This is a genomic window from Bacillus sp. 166amftsu (genome assembly GCF_900107445.1).
Classification (GTDB): Bacteria; Bacillota; Bacilli; order Bacillales; family Bacillaceae_G; genus Bacillus_A; species Bacillus_A arachidis.
In genome coordinates, this window is the sequence record NZ_FNQA01000001.1 from 874,291 (window position 1) to 894,519 (window position 20,229).

Here is a 20,229-nt window from a genome sequence, read left to right on the forward strand (position 1 = left end):
TCATTCTGTCAAAAGACGCTACATACTATTATATACTATTTCTTGTTTACGCATAAAGAAAAAGCATGATTCCCTTAGAAAATCATGCTTTTATGTTTATTGACGCTTAATAAATTTAGCTAAATCTTTGAATTTCACTTTATCAGAGTAATTCATAACACCATTGACGAAAATACGACTCGCAATCCAATTGATGATTAAAATCGTTACCACTAAAATTACTAATGTAACGCTAATCTCTACAGCGCCTGCTTCACCAGCAACAACACGTGAGAATGTAACCATTGGTGTAAAGAATGGAACATAGGAACTAATTACAACCAGTGTACTATTTGGATCAAATAGTGACTTCATACTAATGAAGAATGCCCCCATACCTAAAAATGTAATCGGCAATGCCACTGATTGTAAATCTTCTAACTTAGATACAACTGCTCCAGCCGCTGCATATAACATCGCATATAATAAATATCCTGTAATAAAGTAGATAATAAACATACTGATAACTAATGTATCTAAAGTTGAAAAATCTAAAGACAGTCCAAATATTGAAGCATTATTTAAATCAATCCATCCTAATAAATACGGAATGATAAACCCACAAGCAAGTACAGCAATTTGTAATAAAGCTGTAGCTACAACCGCTAAAATTTTCGCATACATCATCGTAAGCGGTTTTACTTTTGGAAGCATAAGTTCCATAACACGTGATGCTTTTTCAGATGCAATTGTTATCCCAATCGCATTTCCAAACGAAATAATAAACATATACAACGCAAACGAAAATGCATAGCCAATACCAAAGGAGGATGCTCGATCTTTTATTGCCTCTTGCTTCATAGGAATCGCCATCTGTAATTGTCTTGCTACTTCTGGAGATATATTATTCTTTTCAATCATTACCGCCGTGTATTGTTCCTTTAAATAACTTGCCATCAATGTAGCTGTTGAATCGCTGGGAAAGCCACTATACAAATAAGTAACTTCTGGAATGCCATTCTTTTCTTTAATATGGAATAGACCATCTAAGTCCCCTTCTTCCACCTGCTTACGTAGTGCATTAAATTCATCTTTCTGTGCCACAGTTACTTTAGCTGATGGAAGTAATTTATTCATATCACTTTCTTGCACTTTATAAGTGGTACTTTCTGTTACCACTGCAATTTTATCTTTCCCTTTATCCTTATCAGAAGTAAAGTGAGTAAAAGCTACTAAACCAAATACAACTAAAAATAAAATCGCACTCGTAATCAATGATTTTTTAGATAGAAATGATTCCCTGAAATAAAATGAAAATACATGAGAAAATTTACGCATTGTTATTTCGCCCTTTCCACAAATATTTCGTTTAGCGTTGGCTCTAACATTTTAAATTGTCTTAAGCTTATACCTTGTTCCTGTAATTTTTTTAAAATCGTTAAGGCTTCTGCATCATCATGAACTTTCATATAAAGTAGTCCTTGTTGTTTTTCATACGAAATATGTAAGGCTTGTAATGCTCGTTCATTTTCTACCGCATCTTCAATTGTTAAATTGCGAAAACCGTATTCTTGCTTAATGTCGCTTAGCTTTCCTTTTACAACTGCTTCTCCTTTTTTCAAAATGCATACATGCTGGCAAAACGTCTCCACTTGTTCCATTCGATGACTTGATAAAATAATTGTTTTCCCGCTTTGTACTTGTTCTTCAATAATATTTGCTAATATACCAGCATTCACCGGATCTAGCCCACTAAATGGCTCATCTAAAATCAGAAGCTCTGGGTCATGAATAAGCGCCGCAATTAATTGGATTTTTTGCTGATTTCCCTTTGAAAGCTCCCCTGCTGTTTTATATTTATATTCCGGGATTGCTAGTTTTTCTAACCATTGATCAATCGCACGGTCCACTTCTTTCTTCGTCATTCCTTCTAATCTTCCAAAATAGCGAAGTTGATCTATAACTCTACTTTTTGTATATAGTCCTCTTTCTTCTGGAAGATATCCAATCGTTACATCACTTTCAGAAATCATTTTTCCCTCCCATGTAATCGACCCTTCATTAGGAGTTAATAAACCGAGGAGCATTTTAATTGTTGTTGTTTTTCCTGCACCATTCCGGCCAAGTAGCCCTAACACTTCACCTTTTGGTAATGAAATTTGTAATTGATTGACCGCTTTTGATTCACCAAATATTTTCGTTAAGTTTTGTATTTGTAAACTCAAAGTATACATCCTCCCCTTCTCTATTATCCTTACTCTCTTCTAAACATTATGATTATTCAGAGTGAAATATAGTAACACAGACAATTTTACTTCTCGTATATGATACTCCCTGTCCTACCCACCATTTGTTTTATTTAGTTAAAATTGTAAATCAAAAAACATTTCTTACTTATTATATCGAAATAGGGCATACTGCCATATACCCAAAGGGCAATATGCAAAAATGCATAAAAAAACCTATAAATAACATTATATTTTAATATATAATATCAAATGATTTATTTACATCAAGGAGGATACATATGAAGATGAAAAGAGGCATTACCACATTATTATCTGTAGCCATTCTATCTACATCGCTTGTAGCATGTTCAGGAACAGCTGAGAAAACTGTGGCCAAAGAAGAAAACGTAAAATTAACAGACCAGCAGCTAATGGCTGATTTATGGTTCCAAACAGCCGGTGAGACGAAAGCATTGTATTATCAAGGCTATAACATTGGACAATTAAAGCTTGATGCGGCTCTTGCAAAAGGCACAAGCAAAAAGCCAGCAATTGTACTAGATTTAGATGAAACTGTTTTAGATAACAGCCCTCACCAAGCAATGACTGTGAAAGAAGGAAAAGGCTATCCTTATAAATGGGATGAGTGGATTAATAAAGCGGAAGCAGAAGCTCTTCCCGGCGCAATTGATTTCTTAAAATATGCAGAGTCTAAAGGTGTAGACATTTATTACATTTCAAACCGTAAGACAAATCAATTAGATGCAACAATTAAAAACCTTGAGCGCGTTGGTGCTCCACAAGCAACAAAAGAACATATTTTACTACAAGATCCGAAAGAAAAAGGGAAAGAAAAACGTCGTGAACTTGTTTCACAATCGCACGATATCGTTCTATTCTTCGGTGATAACTTATCTGACTTCACTGGATTTGATGGAAAATCTGTAAAAGATCGCAATCAAACAGTTGAAGAAACAAAAGCACAATTTGGCGAAAAATTTATCATTTTCCCTAATCCAATGTATGGTGATTGGGAAGGTGCTCTATATGATTATAACTTCAAAAAATCTGATGCAGAAAAAGATAAAATTCGTCGGGATAACTTAAAATCATTTGAAGTAAAATGAACCTTCCATCAGTAGGGTTCTACTGCCCGCGAATAGCGGGATAAAAGGGTGGCTTATGCCATCCTTTTATTTTATTCCTTTCTTAACTTCTATTTTAAATTTATATTCATTTTGTTTTCACTTGACCTGATACTAAAAAGGTCACTGATTGCTTCTATCCATGTTCGAACGCCTCTCTTTATTCCAAAAAAAGGAACAGGATTATCTTTTCCATTTGTATGTATATAAATATAATTCAACAAAACCACACATTATTTGACAAATTCTTTGCAATTCTATTACTTTACGACTCTTATATTTCTTTTTATAGAAATTAGACTTATAATTAACATGCGAAACAAATTATAAGAAAGGACTGAAATTACACAGCGTTATGAAGAAAGTAATTGTTATTTCTGCCACTACGATTGTAATCGGTATCACATCCTTCGCTTATTTCAGCTCAAAATCTCCACTACAAAATGATGCGAAAGCTGTCGAAACACAAAAACATATTGAACACCCAAAAGAAGAGATTCCAGTATTTCCAAAAGCAACTCATACTGCTAAAAAAATAGATGAGGATTTTTCTCTTGTTACAAATCCAGATTCACCACTCGTTTTAGTAAATAAACACCGCAAATTACCAGATGGTTATACGCCAGATGATCTCACAAAACCGGATGTTTCATTTGCATATCCAAAAGACAAAGAAAAAACATTGCTTCGTAAAGATGCTGCGGCAGCTCTGGAAAAAATGTTCCATGCAGCAAAGCAACAAGGACTAGAGCTTACTGCTGTATCAGGTTATCGTTCTTATAAGCGCCAACAGTCATTACATAATATGTACATAAAACGTCAAGGAAAAGCTGAGGCAGACTCAGTTAGCGCAGTTCCTGGAACAAGCGAACATCAAACAGGACTTGCAATGGACATTAGTTCTAAGTCTGCAAGTTATCAATTAGAACCTATTTTCGGTGAAACTGAGGAAGGAAAATGGGTGGCAGCACATGCCCATGAATTTGGCTTCGTCATTCGCTATTTAGAAGATAAAACAGATATAACGGAATATTCATATGAACCGTGGCATCTTCGCTATGTAGGGAAGCCATATGCTACTTACTTACATAAACATCACCTAACATTAGAAGAGGCCATGGGTGCAAAAAAATAAGAGATTTTCCTCTTATCAAGACGTAAAAAATAAAGTAGAAAACATATTGACCAAATATAATATGTTTTCTACTTTTATTTCTTTTCATACATCCTCCGCCAGCATTATTATTTTTATATGTGTCTACTCAATTCACATCTCACTTTATTGTAGTAACTTTTGTTTCCATTCTTGGGGCCAAGGCATCCCTTTTCCCGTTTTCTTTGAGGCTTGCACCATTGCCCCGCGCCCTACCAAACAAACTTCTCCCGCTTCATTTTTTACCATATAGTGTAAATCTAAAGAAGAATTCCCAACTGTTTCAGCTTTTATATATACCTTTAAATGTTCATCGAAGAAAATTTGTTTCAAGAAATTACATTGTAAGTCAGCGACAACAATCATTGTTTCTGATGCTTCATGTGTCCATTCTTGCATAAAACCAAGCTCTTTAAAAAACTCGATACGTGCTTCTTCAAAATATGTAAAAGCAACGCCATTATTCATATGTCCAAACATATCTGTTTCACAAAAACGAACTTTAATAGGAATATAAAATGAAAAATCCTGTTCCCATTTCTCAAAACCTTCAATGTAAGAAATCTTCTTCATGCCTTTCTCTCCTTTTTCTTTTATTCTAATAAGTAACACAGCATATTTCAGAATAAACAAAAAATTAAAACGATATAAATTCATATATATTCGTTTTGATCTTCCAACATATCAGTCGCTGCTATAAATAACAAAAAAAGCCATCATCCATTTTTCAATCCAAATCGCTTCTATGCATGATTGGATCCTCTCTCTCCTAAAAGAAAGGTCTAATATTTGTTTTCAATTTATACTTTATATAAATATTGCCTCTTCGATTCGAAGAGGCAATATTTATTAATAGTTATTGTCGCTACCAAAGAAGTCTTTAAACGACTGAATTGTTGTATCACGGTTTAATGCTGCAATTGAAGTTGTTAATGGAATACCTTTCGGACATGATTGCACACAGTTTTGTGAGTTACCACAGTTCGCAAGGCCGCCATCACCCATAATTGCACGTAAGCGTTCTGCTTTATGCATTTCACCAGTTGGATGTGAATTGAACAAGCGAGCTTGTGAAAGCGGTGCTGGTCCGATAAAGTCAGATTTACTGTTTACGTTCGGACATGATTCTAAGCAAACACCACATGTCATACATTTTGAAAGTTCATATGCCCATTGACGCTTTTTCTCTGGCATTCTTGGTCCTGGTCCTAAGTCATACGTACCATCAATTGGAACCCAAGCTTTCACACGTTTTAAAGCATCAAACATACGGCTACGATCAACTTGTAAATCACGCACTACCGGGAATGTCTTCATCGGTTTGATACGAACTGGTTGTTCTAGTTTATCGATAAGCGCTGTACATGATTGACGCGGTTTACCGTTAATTACCATAGAACAAGCACCACATACTTCTTCTAAACAGTTCATATCCCACGCAACAGGAGTTGTATGGTTTCCTTTTGAATCGACAGGATTACGGCGAATTTCCATAAGAGCCGAAATAATATTCATATTTGGACGATATGGAATTTCAAACTCCTGATCAAACGGTTGTGCATCTGGTCCATCTTGCCGTGTAATGATGAGGCGGATTGTTTTCTCAGACATGTTGTTTATCCCCCTTCTCTTCACCCTTAGCAGCTACATCATGTTTGGAAGAATAGTCACGCTTACGTGGTTTGATTAATGAAACATCAACGTCTTCGTAATGGAATGCTGGTGCATTTCCTTCTCCTTCAAACTTCGCCATTGTCGTTTTTAAGAAGTTCGCATCATCACGATTTGGGAATTCTGGTTTATAATGTGCACCGCGGCTTTCATTACGGTTATATGCACCAATTGTAATAACACGAGCTAATTCAAACATGTTTGCCAGTTGGCGTGTAAACGAAGCACCTTGGTTACTCCATTTTGCTGTATCATTAATGTTAATGCGCTTATAACGCTCCATTAACTCTACGATTTTCGCATCTGTTTCTAATAGCTTTTTATTTTCACGAACTACTGTTACGTTATCTGTCATCCATTCTCCAAGCTCTTTATGCAGAACATATGCATTTTCATTACCATCTAACGTTAAAATATTGTTAAATTTCTCTGTTTCGATTAGCTCATTTTGCTCATAAGTAGCTGATGAAACAGCATCAGATGACTTTGAAAGACCTTTCATATATTCAATCGCGTTTGGTCCTGCTACCATACCGCCATAAATCGCTGATAATAATGAGTTCGCACCTAATCGGTTACCACCGTGCATAGAGTAATCACACTCACCTGCTGCAAATAAACCTGGAATACTTGTCATTTGCTTATAATCAACCCATAGTCCGCCCATTGAATAATGAACAGCTGGGAAGATTTTCATCGGTAGTTTACGAGGATCATCACCTGTGAACTTTTCATAGATTTCAATAATTCCACCAAGTTTAATATCTAGTTCTTTCGGATCTTTATGAGAAAGATCTAGATATACCATGTTTTCACCATTAATACCTAGTTTTTGCTCAACACACACGTCAAAAATTTCACGCGTTGCGATATCACGAGGCACAAGATTTCCGTATGCAGGGTATTTCTCTTCTAAGAAGTACCAAGGCTTACCGTCTTTATACGTCCAAACGCGTCCACCTTCACCGCGTGCAGATTCGCTCATTAGACGTAACTTATCGTCCCCAGGAATTGCTGTTGGGTGAATTTGAATGAACTCACCATTCGCATAATATGCACCTTGTTGATATACAGCAGATGCTGCTGTACCTGTGTTGATAATAGAGTTTGTTGATTTTCCAAAGATGATACCAGGGCCCCCTGTTGCCATAATCACAGCATCAGCTCGGAAACTTTTAATTTCCATAGTTTGTAAGTCTTGTGCAACGATTCCGCGGCATACACCTTCATCATCGATAACAGCTCGTAAGAAATCCCAACCCTCATATTTTGTTACAAGTCCTGCTACTTCATGACGACGTACTTGCTCATCTAATGCGTACAATAATTGTTGACCAGTTGTTGCACCGGCGAATGCTGTACGGTGATGTTGTGTTCCTCCAAAGCGGCGGAAATCAAGAAGTCCTTCTTCTGTGCGGTTAAACATAACACCCATACGGTCCATTAAATGAATAATACCAGGTGCTGCTTCACACATTGCTTTAACTGGTGGTTGGTTCGCTAGGAAGTCACCACCATAAATTGTATCGTCAAAGTGGATCCACGGGGAATCCCCTTCACCTTTTGTATTTACGGCACCGTTAATACCACCTTGTGCACATACAGAATGCGAACGTTTTACTGGTACTAAAGAGAACAGTTCCACGTTTACTCCTGCTTCTGCTGCCTTAATCGTTGCCATTAAGCCGGCTAATCCACCACCGACTACTATAAGTTTCCCTTTCATGCTCTCCCACTCCTTACTGATTTGCTAGCTGTGGATCGATGAACGCTAATAATGCACTCACACCTACATAAGATAAACCTAAGAAAATAGCTAATGTTACATAAGTAGAGATACGTTGTGAACGTGGCGATACTGTAATTCCCCAGCTAATGCAGAATGTCCATAGTCCATTTGCAAAGTGGAAAATTGTTGATACAACACCAACTAAATAGAAGCCAAACATAGCTGGATTGCCTAAAATATCTGCCATCATATCATAATTTACCTGTTCTCCTAATGCTGCTTGAATACGAGTTTGCCAAACGTGCCAAGCTATGAAAATCAGCGTGATGATACCTGAAATTCGTTGGAAAACGAACATCCAGTTACGGAAATAACTATAAGATGTCGCATTGTTCTTAGCTGTAAATGCAATATATAATCCATATATAGCATGGTACAGTATCGGTAAAAAGATGACAAAAATTTCTAGCGCATACCGGAATGGAAGGAGCTCCATAAAATGAGCAGCTTTGTTAAAAGCCTCTGCTCCTCTTGTTGCAAAATTGTTTACTACTAAATGTTGCGTCAAAAAGACACCAACCGGGATGACTCCCATTAATGAGTGCCACTTGCGAAACGTATACTCGCGGCCTTTCATGTCCCCATTACCCCCCTTGAATGTTTAACTGCTGCTTTCAGATTAGTTTATAACAATAATGTTTTTTCACTATTGCTATAAGAAAAACTGAAAAAATTATTCGAAATATTTCAGCATAATTTGATACCAAATTCATTTTACTCCTATTTTTGTCGAAGCGTCAAGAAAACGTATACATAATTTGTACATAATTTGCATATAATTTGCCGATTCTTTTTTTCTTCCTATATATTCAGATTTTCTCAAAGAAAGTTCTGTTTTTATAAATGGGAAATGTTATATAATAATTTCTATAGAAAGAGGGGAATATTGTGAGCAAAAATACAATTGATATAGCATCTTTAGAAGATGTTTCATTGAACGCCTTCGCTTATGAACTGCTTCGTGAAGAAGTACTACCTGACTTAATTGGAAAAGAATTAGATGACATTTTATACTGGGCTGGTAGAAACCTAGCACGAAAATATCCGCTAGAGACAATTGAAGAAGTCATTCACTTTTTTGAAAAAGCTGGCTGGGGCCGTTTGAACATTATCGAGCATAAACGTCGCGAAATGCATTTTCAACTAACAAGCCCGCTCATTGCAGAGCGTCAAAAGCAAAGTAGACATTCTTCCTACCAATTAGAAACTGGATTTGTTGCAGAACAAATTCAAAAGCAACGAAATGTTGTTGCAGAGTCATATGAAGAGCAAAAAAAACGTTCGGATTCAATCGCATTCCTTGTAAAATGGGACGTAAAAGATCCTGTTGAAGTGTAGAATCCACATTAACAGTCAACTAGACATATAGGTTTAGTTGACTGTTTCACTTTTGTATATTCATTCACTTTTGATTATTTTTAATCTTCTGAAATTATATCAAACAATAGAAGACATTGTAAACTACAACGTCTTCTTATTTGTTAAATAGGAATAAATGCTTTCTGCAACATTTTGCGGCATTCCGGCTTCGACAAATTCTGTCACAGTAGCTTCTTTCATTTTTTTTAACGAACCAAAATGTTTTAACAATACCTTTTTCCGTTTTTCTCCTACTCCAGGAATCCCATCTAAGGCAGATTGAATAACAGATTTCCCGTGAAGCTGACGATGGAACGTAATCGCAAATCGGTGTACTTCATCTTGAATACGCTGTAATAAATAAAATTCTTGGCTATTCCTTTCAAGGATAATAGGTTCAGGAGGGTCACCAATTATTAAGTGCGATGTACGGTGCTTATCATCCTTAACAAGTCCAGCCATTGGGATATATAACCCAAGTTCATTTTCAAGCACATCACTAGCAGCTGCAAGATGTCCTTTCCCACCATCAATCACAATTAAATCCGGTAGTGGTAAATTCTCTTTCAATGCACGAGTATATCGGCGGCGTACAACCTCTCGCATCGATTCATAATCATCTGGCCCTTGAACTGTCTTTATCTTATATTTTCGATACTCTTTTTTCGTTGGTTTTCCATCAATAAAGACAATCATTGCTGAAACTGGATTCGTCCCTTGGATATTTGAGTTATCAAATGCTTCGATACGATACGGCGTTTCAATATCAAGTTTCTTACCTAAATTTTCAACCGCTTTAATCGTCCGCTCTTCATCACGCTCTATTAAATAAAACTTCTCTCCTAAAGCAATCTTCGCATTCTTATTTGCTAATTCAACGAGTTCTTTTTTCTTTCCGCGTTTCGGCTGCGTTACATCCACCTCTAAAAAACGCTCTACTAATTCAGGATCAATACTTCCTGGTACTACAATTTCTTTTGGTTTAAAATGATTGTTTTGTTCATAAAATTGACCGATAAATGTTAAAAATCCTTCTTCAGGCTCATCATAAATTGGAAACATAGAGACATCGCGCTCTATTAACTTACCTTTTCGAACAAAGAAAACTTGCACGCACATCCAACCTTTATCAACCGCATAACCAAACACATCACGGTCAACTAAGTCGCTCATAATCATCTTCTGCTTTTCCATAATCGCATCCATATGGGCAATTTGATCTCTTAATTCTTTTGCACGTTCAAACTCTAATTTTTCCGATGCTTCATACATTTTCTTTTCCAATTCTGAACGAACTTCTTTATGTCCACCGTTTAAAAACTTAACAATTTCATCAACAATTTCTTGATTTTGTTCATCGGTTACCTCTTTTACACAAGGTGCTAAACATTGTCCCATATGATAATATAAACAAACTTTATCCGGCATGTTTGCGCACTTACGGAGCGGATACATGCGGTCTAACAGCTTTTTCGTTTCATGAGCTGACTGCGCATTTGGATACGGACCAAAATACTTCCCTTTATCCTTTTTTACATTTCTCGTAATAAGCAAACGTGGCTGTTTTTCAGCTGTAATTTTAATAAATGGATATGTTTTATCGTCCTTTAATTGAATATTATATTTTGGATCATATTTTTTAATTAAATTTAATTCTAAAATGAGCGCCTCCAAATTCGAGGAGGTAACAATATATTCAAAATCAACAATTTCTCCAACAAGACGGAGTGTCTTTCCATCATGTGATCCAGTAAAATACGAGCGCACACGATTTTTGAGCACCTTTGCCTTCCCGACATATATAACTGTTCCTTGCCTATCTTTCATTAAGTAACAACCTGGTTGATCTGGTAAAATCGCTAATTTTTCTTTTAAATGCTCGTGCACTCGCTTTCTCCTCTCTCATTTTTTCCACTTATATAACACTATTTTATGATAAATAGGATCAAATAATGGATTAGAACGAAAGACAGCTACTTGTTCCATCCGTCCTTTTATATCGATCCCTTGCTTTTGGAATCCTTCAATAAGATGATTTGTAACATATATCGTATCATTTTTATGATATTTTTTGTCCTGTAAAAAATAGTCATATGTGTAGAAACGTTTATGTTCATATGGCATCTGCAAGTATTCCATAACCCTCGTCTCTTCCCACGTGTATACAATAAATGGCTGCTCTTTGCCCTCTAAATAGGATGCAAGCTGATACGTGGCCGGTACCTCCACTTGTTGTTCTTTCATAAGCGGTATACTCACTATAAATTGGCTTGTTGCAAATAACAGCAATACAATACCACGATGTTTTTTCAACCACGAAATAGCAAGTACGCAAAGGAACATCGCTACAATCGGATAAGAATGACGCGGTTTATCAATATTTTGTCCAAGTAAATTCCAAAGAAAATAAAAACTTCCAATAGCGATTAAAGCCTTTGGATAGTAACGTATGTTCTTCCATTGTAAAACAAATAGAAACAAAAAGAAAAGAAAGAAACCTGTCAGATAGTAGGAGTGTATACCTATTCCTGCAAAAACAATGTTTTCAGAAAATAAACGGAAGAGACGTGAAATAAGTGGTTCACCCGTTTCTGTAACCGCTCCGCCCCACTCAGTAAAATGGCCTTCTACAAATCCGAAAGAAATTTTCCACAATCCCGTTATTCCACCAATGTTCCAAATAAGAGCACAAACCCAAACTAGCTGTGACAGAACAGTTGTACAAAATAAGATTATAAACCGCCATTTTTCTTCATGCCATTGCTGCCATAATAACAAAACAAGTGCTATCCCAAATGGTGCATATGATAAGCGTATACCCATTAATAGCGCAAAAAAGATGACTGGCCAAAATTGAGCTTGAAAATTCTTTGTACGAAAAGCCCGTTCTATACTCCATATATACCACCATACGATTGCTAATGCTGCGCCCTCTGACATAGGCTGCGTTACTAAAAGAGAGAAATAACCGCTCGTTTGTAAAACAGCTACAACAATAAGAGCGCCCGTTTTACTTACATAATGGCGCGCAAGCCAATACATCGGAAAAGCTGCGCCGAGTGCCATGATGGCATTAAAAACCCCTAACGATTGCACAGGGTTTTCTATAAAAACATGCGTTATCATTCCCCCTAAAATAAAAAAAGGATAACCTGGAAAATGGGGCTGCATCGCTAATATGTCGTATTGCTTTAATGCAAGCGTAAAATCGACTTCGTCCCATGTCGCCGCAAACGGGCTCACATAGAAAAATCGAATACAAATCGCACTAGTAAACAGAATAACTGCCCATATACGTAATACTTGTTTCATCATATTTCCTTTCTGCAAAAAAAGTACAAGGAAAACTCCTTGTACTTTTTAGCTTACTGATTTATTTTCTTCGATCACTGCTTGCTTTTTTTTAACAGGTTTTTTAAAGATGATTAACATATATAACACAACAAAATATCCAATATACACGAGCACCTCTTCAAGAGATGGCATCGATGAATATCCTAAAAAGGCTTTCAAGAAAATACCAATATCACCGGAAAGAAGTGGTGCAGTACCATGGTCACGCAAATAGTGAGCATAATCAATTGGATGTTCTGGTAATAACCATGTAATATCGTATACATGTGGCATAACGCTGCCGAGTATTTTTAAATCCTGAAGCATGGCAACACCCTGTACAAGAAGACCAGCTGCAATTAAAACGATAAATGCGCCTGTTACTTTAAAGAATACTTTAAGTGAAATACGCATCGTCCCTTTAAAGAATAGGTAACTAACACCAGCTGCAACGAGCAAGCCTGTAATAGCTCCCCAGCCTTGCATCGCCGCTCCAATATTTCCACCTGTAATAGCCGCGAAGAAAAATACTGTTTCAACACCTTCTCGAAGTACAACAAGAAACGAATGCACGACCATTCCAATTATGTTTCCAGTTGTAATATACTTACTCATTTTATTTTCCATATTTGCTTGCATATTTTTACTATGTTCCGCCATCCAAAATACCATTTGTGTAAGTAAAATGGCCGAAATAAAAATAATAGATATCTTCAAATACATTTCGCTACCCATAGCAGCAAAACCAGTAAACACAACTTGGAAGACAAGAGCGACAATATAACTCGCTACAACCGCAAGCCCTGCTCCTAACCAAACATATTTCACAAACTGCTTACTATCTGTACGCTTTAAATATGTTGTAATAATTCCAACAATAAGCAACGCTTCTAATACTTCACGAAATGTAATGAGAAATGCCTGAAGCTGCATCGCTCTTCCTCCTCATCCTTACTTACGTTTTCTCACAGCATATACAATGACCCCAACAAGTATAAGTACAATGACTACAATTGGAGCCCAGTTTTTCAAGTTACTTAAATCTGTCCATTCTGTTTTACCTGTGTTCTCTGAAGCTTCTTCTTTTCCGCTCGCATCAAAGTGCCCTACTTTAAAATCTTTAATTTTAAACTCTTTTTGTAAACTTGTTAAAATCACATCTTTACTTTTCTTGAAAGCATCATGATTTGCTTCCTTTTGACCTACTCCAAATAATCCTGGGTTTCCTAATGAATCTAATGCTTTATTAAATTCATCCTTTACCTTTGTATCTAACTCTTTATTTCGTTCACCAACAACTGGCGATAACGCTTCATATGTAGCGAATGCTTTTGCTAATAAACGCTTGCTTGTATCATAGTCTTTAAATTTCTCATCAACATTTGTTAAACGACGATTAATATTAAGCGCAAGAATTTTTTGCATATCAGCAATAATATCTTCTTTATTTTGTTTATCAAAGTCCTTCATCATTGCTTTAGAAGGTTCTTTTCCCATGTGCTGATCAATTTCTTCTTGTACATTTTCATATGCTTTTTTCGCTTCATTAAAGTTTGCCGGATTTTCATCTAGCTTTGTAACCATTTGTTTATATGCTTCAGCAACTTTTTCTTCGTTCGGATTTCCATACGAATAAGCAAACGCACTTGTTTGAATTGAGAATATTAAGAAAATACCAACAAATAATGACGTAATGATTTTTTTCACGAAAGTTCCTCCCGAGTTAATGATAATTATTATCATTTTTATTGTCAAGATAAGAAAGGCCCGTTATGAGCATTTCTTATCTTCAATTAATACATGTGCAGCATAGTCAATCGTAACTTTCTCTACCGGACGCGCCATTTCTTTCCAAATCGCTGGAAATACACGCGTCATATACTTCCGAAAAGAGATGAACGACTCTCCTGTTTCTCGCACTTTATACGTAATCGGAACTTCCTGTACTCGAAACCCTTTTCGTACTAAATTCAAAGTAATAACTTGAGCATAGTTATAATCGTGAATAATTTCTCCATGCTCCATTGCTTGTCTAGAAAAGGCTCGCATACCGGATTGCCCATCTCGAATCCACTTCCTTAGTAACAAACATTGCAACATCGTAAAGCAGTAATTCCCAAGACGTCGATGTAATCTCATTCCTCGAATTGTTCCGCGAAAACGAGAACCCATCGTATAATCTGCTTCTCCTGCAAAAATAGGCTCCAGTACATTCGGAATTTCATCAGCTGGGTATTCATCATCAGCATCAATCATTACACTAATATCAGCACCAAGTCGATAACTCTCCTGCAAACCTGCTCGGACAGCTGCACCAAGTCCGCCGTTTTTTGCAAAAGAAACGATATGTTCCGCCCCCGCTTCTTTTGCAACAGCTACGGTCCGATCCGTTGATCCATCATCGATGACAAGTACTTCTACCGTTACATTTGGGTGAAAATGACGCGGCACCTTTTGAATGACATGCGCAATAGAATCCTCTTCATTTAAGGCTGGTATAAAAACAATTACTTTCATTTCTGTTCCTGCTCCTTTAACGCTTCTACTAATACAGGTCCACGACTATGGGATGGATACGGCGCTCCTAACAAGTATGCAATTGTAGGTGCTATAGAAACAAGACTTTTCTTCTCTTCTACTTTTATACCTTGAGCAATATGAGGACCGTACATAAAGAATGGTACAAACCGCTCGCCCTCGTCTAAATGACCATGACCACCAATTCCATCCGCTTGCCCATGGTCTGCGCAAATAATGAACGTCGTATTTTCTGCTTTTCCTGTTTTCTCTAAATGCTCAATAAACCGCTTTACATGCTGATCTGCTTCATGAATCTTTTGTAAATATTCATCATATAACACGCCGCGGCTATGACCTGTTTGATCTGTAGAAATTAGCTGGACGATAAATAAATCAGGATCTTGTTCATCCATAACCTTTCTTGCTTTCTCCATAATTTTCGAGTCAACAACATCATTTTTCATTACAGCCGTAAATGTTTCCACATCATCGCCAAATGCATCGACTAGATGCGCAACCGCCAACATTTTCCCTGTTTTATCTACTTTACGAAGAGAATCAAAAATACTCTCTACATTCACTCCATGCTTCCAAACCATATTCGATTTAATACCATGCTCAAATGGATACGTTCCTGTAAACATAGAGGAGAAACATACAACCGTACGAGCTGGATATACCGTTTCCATATTTAAAAACTCGGTCCCTTGTTTTCGAAGTGAATCTAAATACGGTGTATGCGCCGCATCAAAACGATCTTTTCGCATACCGTCAATCACAATCACGACTACTTTTTCATTTAATGCCTTTTCATTCTCAGGCATATTTTGCGTATAAGTAGGAATTGCTTTCGGCTGCCAATCAAATAAATTACGATGTAATATAAGTGTATATACGAGAAGAGCACCGTAAAATATAAGAAGTGTTTTCCAATCTACACCACTAAATGTACCGTCTTCTCGGAAGAACTCGTAGTAGTAATACCAAAGCGAAAGTAATAGTAAAAACTTTGGCATTTGTTCTTGTGCATTCCCACTAGTAGAATCACTATTTTTTAACACAAGTTTCCAAAATCGTGTAAAGTTCAACCATGATGTCCCAATCCGCAGATGATAATATAATGTTCCCCAAAATAAAATTGTAAAGAAGAAATATAATCCCAATGCCAAAAAGAGTAATGGTAAATGAACCACCTTAAATACAATTAAATAGGCGATAAACGGAAACCATAAATAATTTCGTAAAAACAATGGAAAATCAAACAAATAATATAAAACAAGTAAAGGTACAATGAGGATAAAACTGCTAAAAAATGCTGGAATAAAACCAGGTTGTCCAAACTGCGAGATGGAAAACAATAAAAATGTGCCGAATACAAAAATCGGTGTAAATGGTTTCCCTTCATTCAGCAAGTTCCAGCAGCGGGCCGCTACCTTTTCAAATTTTGATGCCTTTTTCACTTCTTCCACCGGATGTTTTCCCCCTTCTGACTAACAAGTGAGCGCAATTCCATTGGGTATAAAACGAGTAAAAGTGCGCCCACACCATAAGAAAATATAAACTTAAATCCATGACTCATTAATGACCATTCATACGCCTCGACCGATTCTATCCCAAGCGCTCTTAACGCAAACGTCATTACCGTTTCATATGTCCCAATACCGCCTGGCGTTAATTGAAATACTTGCCCCGCGATGGTCACGCTATTGACCCAAATCGCTTGTATAAATGTAAGAGAACTCGCAATTTCATATATAACAAAAGCTTCGCAAATCCAGCTTATTACAATCAGCAAGATAATGATGATCCCTTGTATTGTAAACAAACCTGCCTTTAATTGCTTCCACTGATTCTCTACAAATTGCGGTGCTTTCTTATGCACAAGAAACAACATACCAATTCCAATACATATACAGGCAAGGATAACGGGAGCATTTAACAAAATATCCCCCCACAGTATAAACATCCCTACGGCTCCAAATATACCAAGGATAAGCAAATCTAATATACGGAGCACAACAACTGATTGTGTCGCTTCTCCTAATGTCACTTTCTTTTCTTTTGTAATAATCGCAATACGAATAGCGTCCCCTACTTTCAAAGGAGAAACATGATTAATAAACAAACTATAAAACAATCCATATAAAGACTCTTTCATTGTAATATGATGGTGAAGATATAACTTCCATGCATAAGCACGAAAGAAAAATGCAACACCATATATCATGATAAGAAGCACTACCGCATCAGGATGTTTCCATAATCCATATAGTTGTTTCCACAAAGAAGACGCTTCAAACGATTTCCACGATATGACAAAGAAAACACATAACAAAAAAATACCACAAAGATTAAACAGTATCCGGATATTGTTTCGCCCAAGCAATCGTTCGCTCCAACCCTTCTGCAAAAGATACACGCGGCTCATATCCTAGCTGTTCTTTCGCCTTTGAAATATCAGCCCATGTCGATGTCACATCCCCTTTACGATGCGCCTCTCTCCTTACACGCATCAATGGGAAATGCTTCTCTAACTGCGCAAGTAATTCTGTCATTAAAATGGGTTCATTCGACCCTAGATTGTACACATCACTTCTATTCGACTCTAACGTAAGAGCAATTCCTTCCGTAATATCATCAATGTACGTGTAATCTCGTCCTGTTCCCTTTCCGTATACAACAATTTCTTCTCCATTTAGCAATTTTCGAATAAAGCTCGCTATTGCCATATCAGGACGCCCCCATGGACCATATACAGTAAAGAAACGTAAAATATTTAGTTGAAACCCATACATATATTGATAAGCATGACAAAGCGATTCCGCTCCGTATTTTGATGCTGCATAAGGAGATAAAACTCGACCATTTGCCATTTCCTCCTGCAAAGGCATTCCCATTTTCTCTCCGTACACAGAAGAAGAGGATGCCACGATGACATGTTTTATATTTTCTTCTCCTGCACATGTTAATACATTACTCGTCCCTTTTATATTAATATCAACATAAGCACCTGGCATCTCCAGCGACGGTCTCACCCCTGGAAATCCAGCTAGATGAATTACTGAATCAACCTTTTCTTGCTGCATAACAGCTTTCACATCTTCTTTATGCAAAATATCGCACTCGTAAAATGGGACAGTTCCATATCGCTGCACTTGTTCAAGCTGAAACTGTTTTCTTGATTTTGCATAATAGGAGTGGAAGTTATCAAGTAGTACAACTTGCTTTCCTTGTCCTAACAATTTCAAAGCAAGATGGCTTCCGATAAACCCTGCTCCTCCAGTAATTAATACTTTCATTCATTTCACCACCCTCTACCACACTATGTAAAAGAAGAAACCCTGTCAAGACAAGGTTTCTTCAAAAAGACATACGTATGAGCAAATTATTTCGCTGCTTCAACAGCTTTATTTAACGCAGCCTCAAGTTGTGGTAACAATTTATCAGCATCTTCTTTCTTCTTCGCTTTTACTGCTTCTAAATAAGATTGAGCTGTTTTTGTTAATTCTACTGTTTGCTGTTCGCCAAGTACTGTTTTCAAATCATTTTCAATGATATTAATGAATAACGCACCTTCTAATGCTGTAATAGGACCTTTATCTTTTCCAAAATTCTCTTGGCTTTCTTTATACTCACCTAATGCAACTTTTGCAAATCCACGTACAAACGCTTGATTTACCGCTTTTGCATCAACTGTTTTCACATCAGTTTTTAAATCAAACTGCCTTAAGATAAAGTCTGCATCTTCAGGAGCTGCTTTTTTCATATACGGATAAATTGCTTGATAAAATGCCCATCCTTCTGCTTGTTCAATTTTAGCTTTTTTCTCATCTTTCTTTACTTCTTCTACCATTTTTGTAGCATAACCATTCGGCACTGCACCTGTTGCAAAATAGAACGTTTTCATTAACGTTTTATCTACAACTTGTTTTCCAAGCGCAAATGCAAGTTTGTCATCCTTTTCAATTGCAGCTGTCATTTCATCAAAGCCGCCTTTAATTTGAGAAGCCATTTGTGTACCGTATGCCGTATCACGTTTCCCAACTGTACCTTCTACACCTTTATAAAAAGCTAGAGCTTCATCCATTTCTTTTTTCACAACATCTTTTTTGCCCCAGTTTGTATCAATTTCTTTAAATTCGTGGCGCATCGATTGGAAAAACTCTTTTTGCATTAATTTATCAAATAGTTGTTTTACAACCATAGGTTCCATTTCTTTCTTTTTCCCAGCTTCTAATGCAGCTGTAATTGTTTGATCGATTTGTTCATTAAATTCACCATCACACTTTTGAACAAGAGATTGTAATTTATCTTTATATAACTTTGTTACTTTATCGAAGTCAACCTCTTTGCCATCTTTCGCTTTTTCAAGTTCAGCTACTCCATCTTTGTAAGCTTGTACAAAATCTACTTCTTGTTGTTTTGTCTCTTCTTTTTTAACAGATTGTTCTGTTTTTTTATCTTGTGCTTCAGACTTTTTTGTTTCCTCTTTCGCACAGCCTGCAAAAAGAAGAGATGCTACTGCTGCTGCAGATAATACTTTTAACTTTAATGTCATGGATTACTTCCCCCTACGCCCTTAAGTGATAGTGATTTTCATTGTCGTCAGATTGATTATAAGAGCGCTTACGATAAGTGTCAACATAAATATTGTATCCGTTGTCATATTTTCAGGTGGTAATTTGAACCAATAAAAAAAGCCCAGCATTTATGCTGGACTTTACAAATTAGAAGTGTTTAGAAACTAATTCTACTAACGCTTCTTTTGGTTTGTATCCTAACGCTTGGTCAACCACTTTACCATCTTTTAATACGAAAAGAGATGGAATGCTCATTACTTCAAATTGACGAGCAGTTTCTTGGTTTTCATCAACGTCTACTTTTACGACTTTTACTTTATCGCTTAATTCTGCATCGATTTCCTCTAGTACAGGAGCGATCATTTTACAAGGGCCACACCATGGTGCCCAGAAATCTAATAATACAATACCTTCGCTTGTTTCAGCTGCGAAGTTTTGGTCAGTTGCGTTTACAATTGCCATTTTATTTCCT

19 protein-coding genes are annotated in these 20,229 nt (G+C 36.6%); 3 read left to right on the forward strand and 16 right to left on the reverse strand.

Annotation, left to right across the window (positions count from 1 at the left end):
• Window positions 1–96: 96 nt before the first annotated feature.
• Both BLV40_RS04880 and BLV40_RS04885 read right to left on the reverse strand, forming a co-directional pair.
• Window positions 97–1,317, reverse strand: a complete 1,221-nt coding sequence (locus BLV40_RS04880) for an ABC transporter permease (RefSeq protein ID WP_090687724.1) — start codon at window positions 1,315–1,317, stop codon at window positions 97–99.
• A 2-nt stretch (window positions 1,318–1,319) separates the two neighbouring features.
• Entirely contained in the window at window positions 1,320–2,204 is an 885-nt protein-coding gene (locus BLV40_RS04885) for an ABC transporter ATP-binding protein (RefSeq protein ID WP_090687726.1), read from the reverse strand.
• A 302-nt stretch (window positions 2,205–2,506) separates the two neighbouring features.
• Here BLV40_RS04885 and BLV40_RS04890 point away from each other — a divergent pair, with 302 nt between their 5' ends.
• Window positions 2,507–3,334: a 5'-nucleotidase, lipoprotein e(P4) family gene (locus BLV40_RS04890; RefSeq protein WP_090687729.1), complete on the forward strand. Its 828-nt coding sequence runs from the start codon at window positions 2,507–2,509 to the stop codon at window positions 3,332–3,334.
• Window positions 3,335–3,707: 373 nt separating this feature from the next.
• A complete protein-coding gene (locus BLV40_RS04895; protein ID WP_026593563.1) occupies window positions 3,708–4,487 on the forward strand; it encodes a M15 family metallopeptidase in 780 nt (259 codons plus the stop codon).
• Between the two features lie 144 nt (window positions 4,488–4,631).
• On the opposite strand, the gene BLV40_RS04900 is transcribed toward BLV40_RS04895, so the two are convergent.
• The 4 genes from BLV40_RS04900 to sdhC form a co-directional block, all read right to left on the reverse strand.
• A complete protein-coding gene (locus tag BLV40_RS04900) occupies window positions 4,632–5,078 on the reverse strand; it encodes an acyl-CoA thioesterase (protein ID WP_090687732.1) in 447 nt (148 codons plus the stop codon).
• A 276-nt stretch (window positions 5,079–5,354) separates the two neighbouring features.
• On the reverse strand, window positions 5,355–6,116 hold the full coding sequence (gene sdhB, locus BLV40_RS04905; protein ID WP_090687734.1) for a succinate dehydrogenase iron-sulfur subunit: 762 nt from the start codon (window positions 6,114–6,116) through the stop codon (window positions 5,355–5,357).
• A complete protein-coding gene (gene sdhA / locus BLV40_RS04910) occupies window positions 6,109–7,902 on the reverse strand; it encodes a succinate dehydrogenase flavoprotein subunit (protein ID WP_090687737.1) in 1,794 nt (597 codons plus the stop codon). The genes sdhB and sdhA overlap by 8 nt, the downstream gene beginning before the upstream one ends.
• Window positions 7,903–7,915: 13 nt before the next feature.
• A complete protein-coding gene (gene sdhC, locus BLV40_RS04915) occupies window positions 7,916–8,542 on the reverse strand; it encodes a succinate dehydrogenase cytochrome B558 (RefSeq protein ID WP_026593567.1) in 627 nt (208 codons plus the stop codon).
• A 311-nt stretch (window positions 8,543–8,853) separates the two neighbouring features.
• Here sdhC and BLV40_RS04920 point away from each other — a divergent pair, with 311 nt between their 5' ends.
• Window positions 8,854–9,303, forward strand: a complete 450-nt coding sequence (locus tag BLV40_RS04920) for a YslB family protein (RefSeq protein ID WP_090687741.1) — start codon at window positions 8,854–8,856, stop codon at window positions 9,301–9,303.
• A gap of 123 nt (window positions 9,304–9,426) precedes the next feature.
• Here BLV40_RS04920 and uvrC read toward each other — a convergent pair whose 3' ends face one another.
• From uvrC to trxA, 10 genes are all read right to left on the reverse strand, one after another.
• Window positions 9,427–11,211: an excinuclease ABC subunit C gene (uvrC, locus tag BLV40_RS04925; protein ID WP_090687744.1), complete on the reverse strand. Its 1,785-nt coding sequence runs from the start codon at window positions 11,209–11,211 to the stop codon at window positions 9,427–9,429.
• A gap of 15 nt (window positions 11,212–11,226) precedes the next feature.
• Entirely contained in the window at window positions 11,227–12,636 is a 1,410-nt protein-coding gene (locus BLV40_RS04930) for a hypothetical protein (RefSeq protein ID WP_090688308.1), read from the reverse strand.
• A gap of 48 nt (window positions 12,637–12,684) precedes the next feature.
• Window positions 12,685–13,590 carry an FTR1 family iron permease gene (locus BLV40_RS04935; protein ID WP_026593571.1) on the reverse strand — a complete coding sequence of 302 codons (906 nt, stop codon included), beginning with the start codon at window positions 13,588–13,590 and terminating at the stop codon, window positions 12,685–12,687.
• Between the two features lie 18 nt (window positions 13,591–13,608).
• Window positions 13,609–14,364 (reverse strand): hypothetical protein, encoded by a 756-nt coding sequence (locus BLV40_RS04940; RefSeq protein WP_090687747.1) that lies wholly within the window; start codon window positions 14,362–14,364, stop codon window positions 13,609–13,611.
• Between the two features lie 63 nt (window positions 14,365–14,427).
• Entirely contained in the window at window positions 14,428–15,174 is a 747-nt protein-coding gene (locus BLV40_RS04945; RefSeq protein WP_090687750.1) for a glycosyltransferase family 2 protein, read from the reverse strand.
• The gene (locus tag BLV40_RS04950; RefSeq protein ID WP_170833602.1) at window positions 15,171–16,646 is read right to left on the reverse strand and encodes an alkaline phosphatase family protein; all 1,476 of its coding nucleotides are present in this window, start codon (window positions 16,644–16,646) and stop codon (window positions 15,171–15,173) included. Before BLV40_RS04950 ends, BLV40_RS04945 begins: the two co-directional genes overlap by 4 nt.
• Window positions 16,634–17,512: a lysylphosphatidylglycerol synthase transmembrane domain-containing protein gene (locus tag BLV40_RS04955; protein ID WP_081811106.1), complete on the reverse strand. Its 879-nt coding sequence runs from the start codon at window positions 17,510–17,512 to the stop codon at window positions 16,634–16,636. Before BLV40_RS04955 ends, BLV40_RS04950 begins: the two co-directional genes overlap by 13 nt.
• Before the next feature lie 16 nt (window positions 17,513–17,528).
• Window positions 17,529–18,476, reverse strand: coding sequence for an SDR family NAD(P)-dependent oxidoreductase (locus BLV40_RS04960; protein ID WP_090687752.1), 948 nt, complete (start codon window positions 18,474–18,476; stop codon window positions 17,529–17,531).
• Between the two features lie 86 nt (window positions 18,477–18,562).
• Window positions 18,563–19,735: a hypothetical protein gene (locus BLV40_RS04965; RefSeq protein ID WP_090687754.1), complete on the reverse strand. Its 1,173-nt coding sequence runs from the start codon at window positions 19,733–19,735 to the stop codon at window positions 18,563–18,565.
• A 169-nt stretch (window positions 19,736–19,904) separates the two neighbouring features.
• Window positions 19,905–20,219, reverse strand: a complete 315-nt coding sequence (trxA, locus tag BLV40_RS04970; protein ID WP_026593578.1) for a thioredoxin — start codon at window positions 20,217–20,219, stop codon at window positions 19,905–19,907.
• Between the last annotated feature and the right edge of the window lie 10 nt (window positions 20,220–20,229).

Excerpts from the sequence above, each read along its gene's own strand:
- BLV40_RS04960 (WP_090687752.1), bottom strand. The coding sequence starts at position 18,476 with ATGAAAGTATTAATTACTGGAGGAGCAGGGTTTATCGGAAGCCATCTT.
- sdhA (WP_090687737.1), bottom strand. The coding sequence starts at position 7,902 with ATGAAAGGGAAACTTATAGTAGTCGGTGGTGGATTAGCCGGCTTAATG.
- BLV40_RS04945 (WP_090687750.1), bottom strand. The coding sequence starts at position 15,174 with ATGAAAGTAATTGTTTTTATACCAGCCTTAAATGAAGAGGATTCTATT.
- BLV40_RS04935 (WP_026593571.1), bottom strand. The coding sequence starts at position 13,590 with ATGCAGCTTCAGGCATTTCTCATTACATTTCGTGAAGTATTAGAAGCG.
- sdhB (WP_090687734.1), bottom strand. The coding sequence starts at position 6,116 with ATGTCTGAGAAAACAATCCGCCTCATCATTACACGGCAAGATGGACCA.
- BLV40_RS04930 (WP_090688308.1), bottom strand. The coding sequence starts at position 12,636 with ATGAAACAAGTATTACGTATATGGGCAGTTATTCTGTTTACTAGTGCG.
- BLV40_RS04900 (WP_090687732.1), bottom strand. The coding sequence starts at position 5,078 with ATGAAGAAGATTTCTTACATTGAAGGTTTTGAGAAATGGGAACAGGAT.
- BLV40_RS04965 (WP_090687754.1), bottom strand. The coding sequence starts at position 19,735 with ATGACATTAAAGTTAAAAGTATTATCTGCAGCAGCAGTAGCATCTCTT.
- sdhC (WP_026593567.1), bottom strand. The coding sequence starts at position 8,542 with ATGAAAGGCCGCGAGTATACGTTTCGCAAGTGGCACTCATTAATGGGA.
- BLV40_RS04880 (WP_090687724.1), bottom strand. The coding sequence starts at position 1,317 with ATGCGTAAATTTTCTCATGTATTTTCATTTTATTTCAGGGAATCATTT.
- trxA (WP_026593578.1), bottom strand. The coding sequence starts at position 20,219 with ATGGCAATTGTAAACGCAACTGACCAAAACTTCGCAGCTGAAACAAGC.
- BLV40_RS04890 (WP_090687729.1), top strand. The coding sequence starts at position 2,507 with ATGAAGATGAAAAGAGGCATTACCACATTATTATCTGTAGCCATTCTA.
- BLV40_RS04895 (WP_026593563.1), top strand. The coding sequence starts at position 3,708 with ATGAAGAAAGTAATTGTTATTTCTGCCACTACGATTGTAATCGGTATC.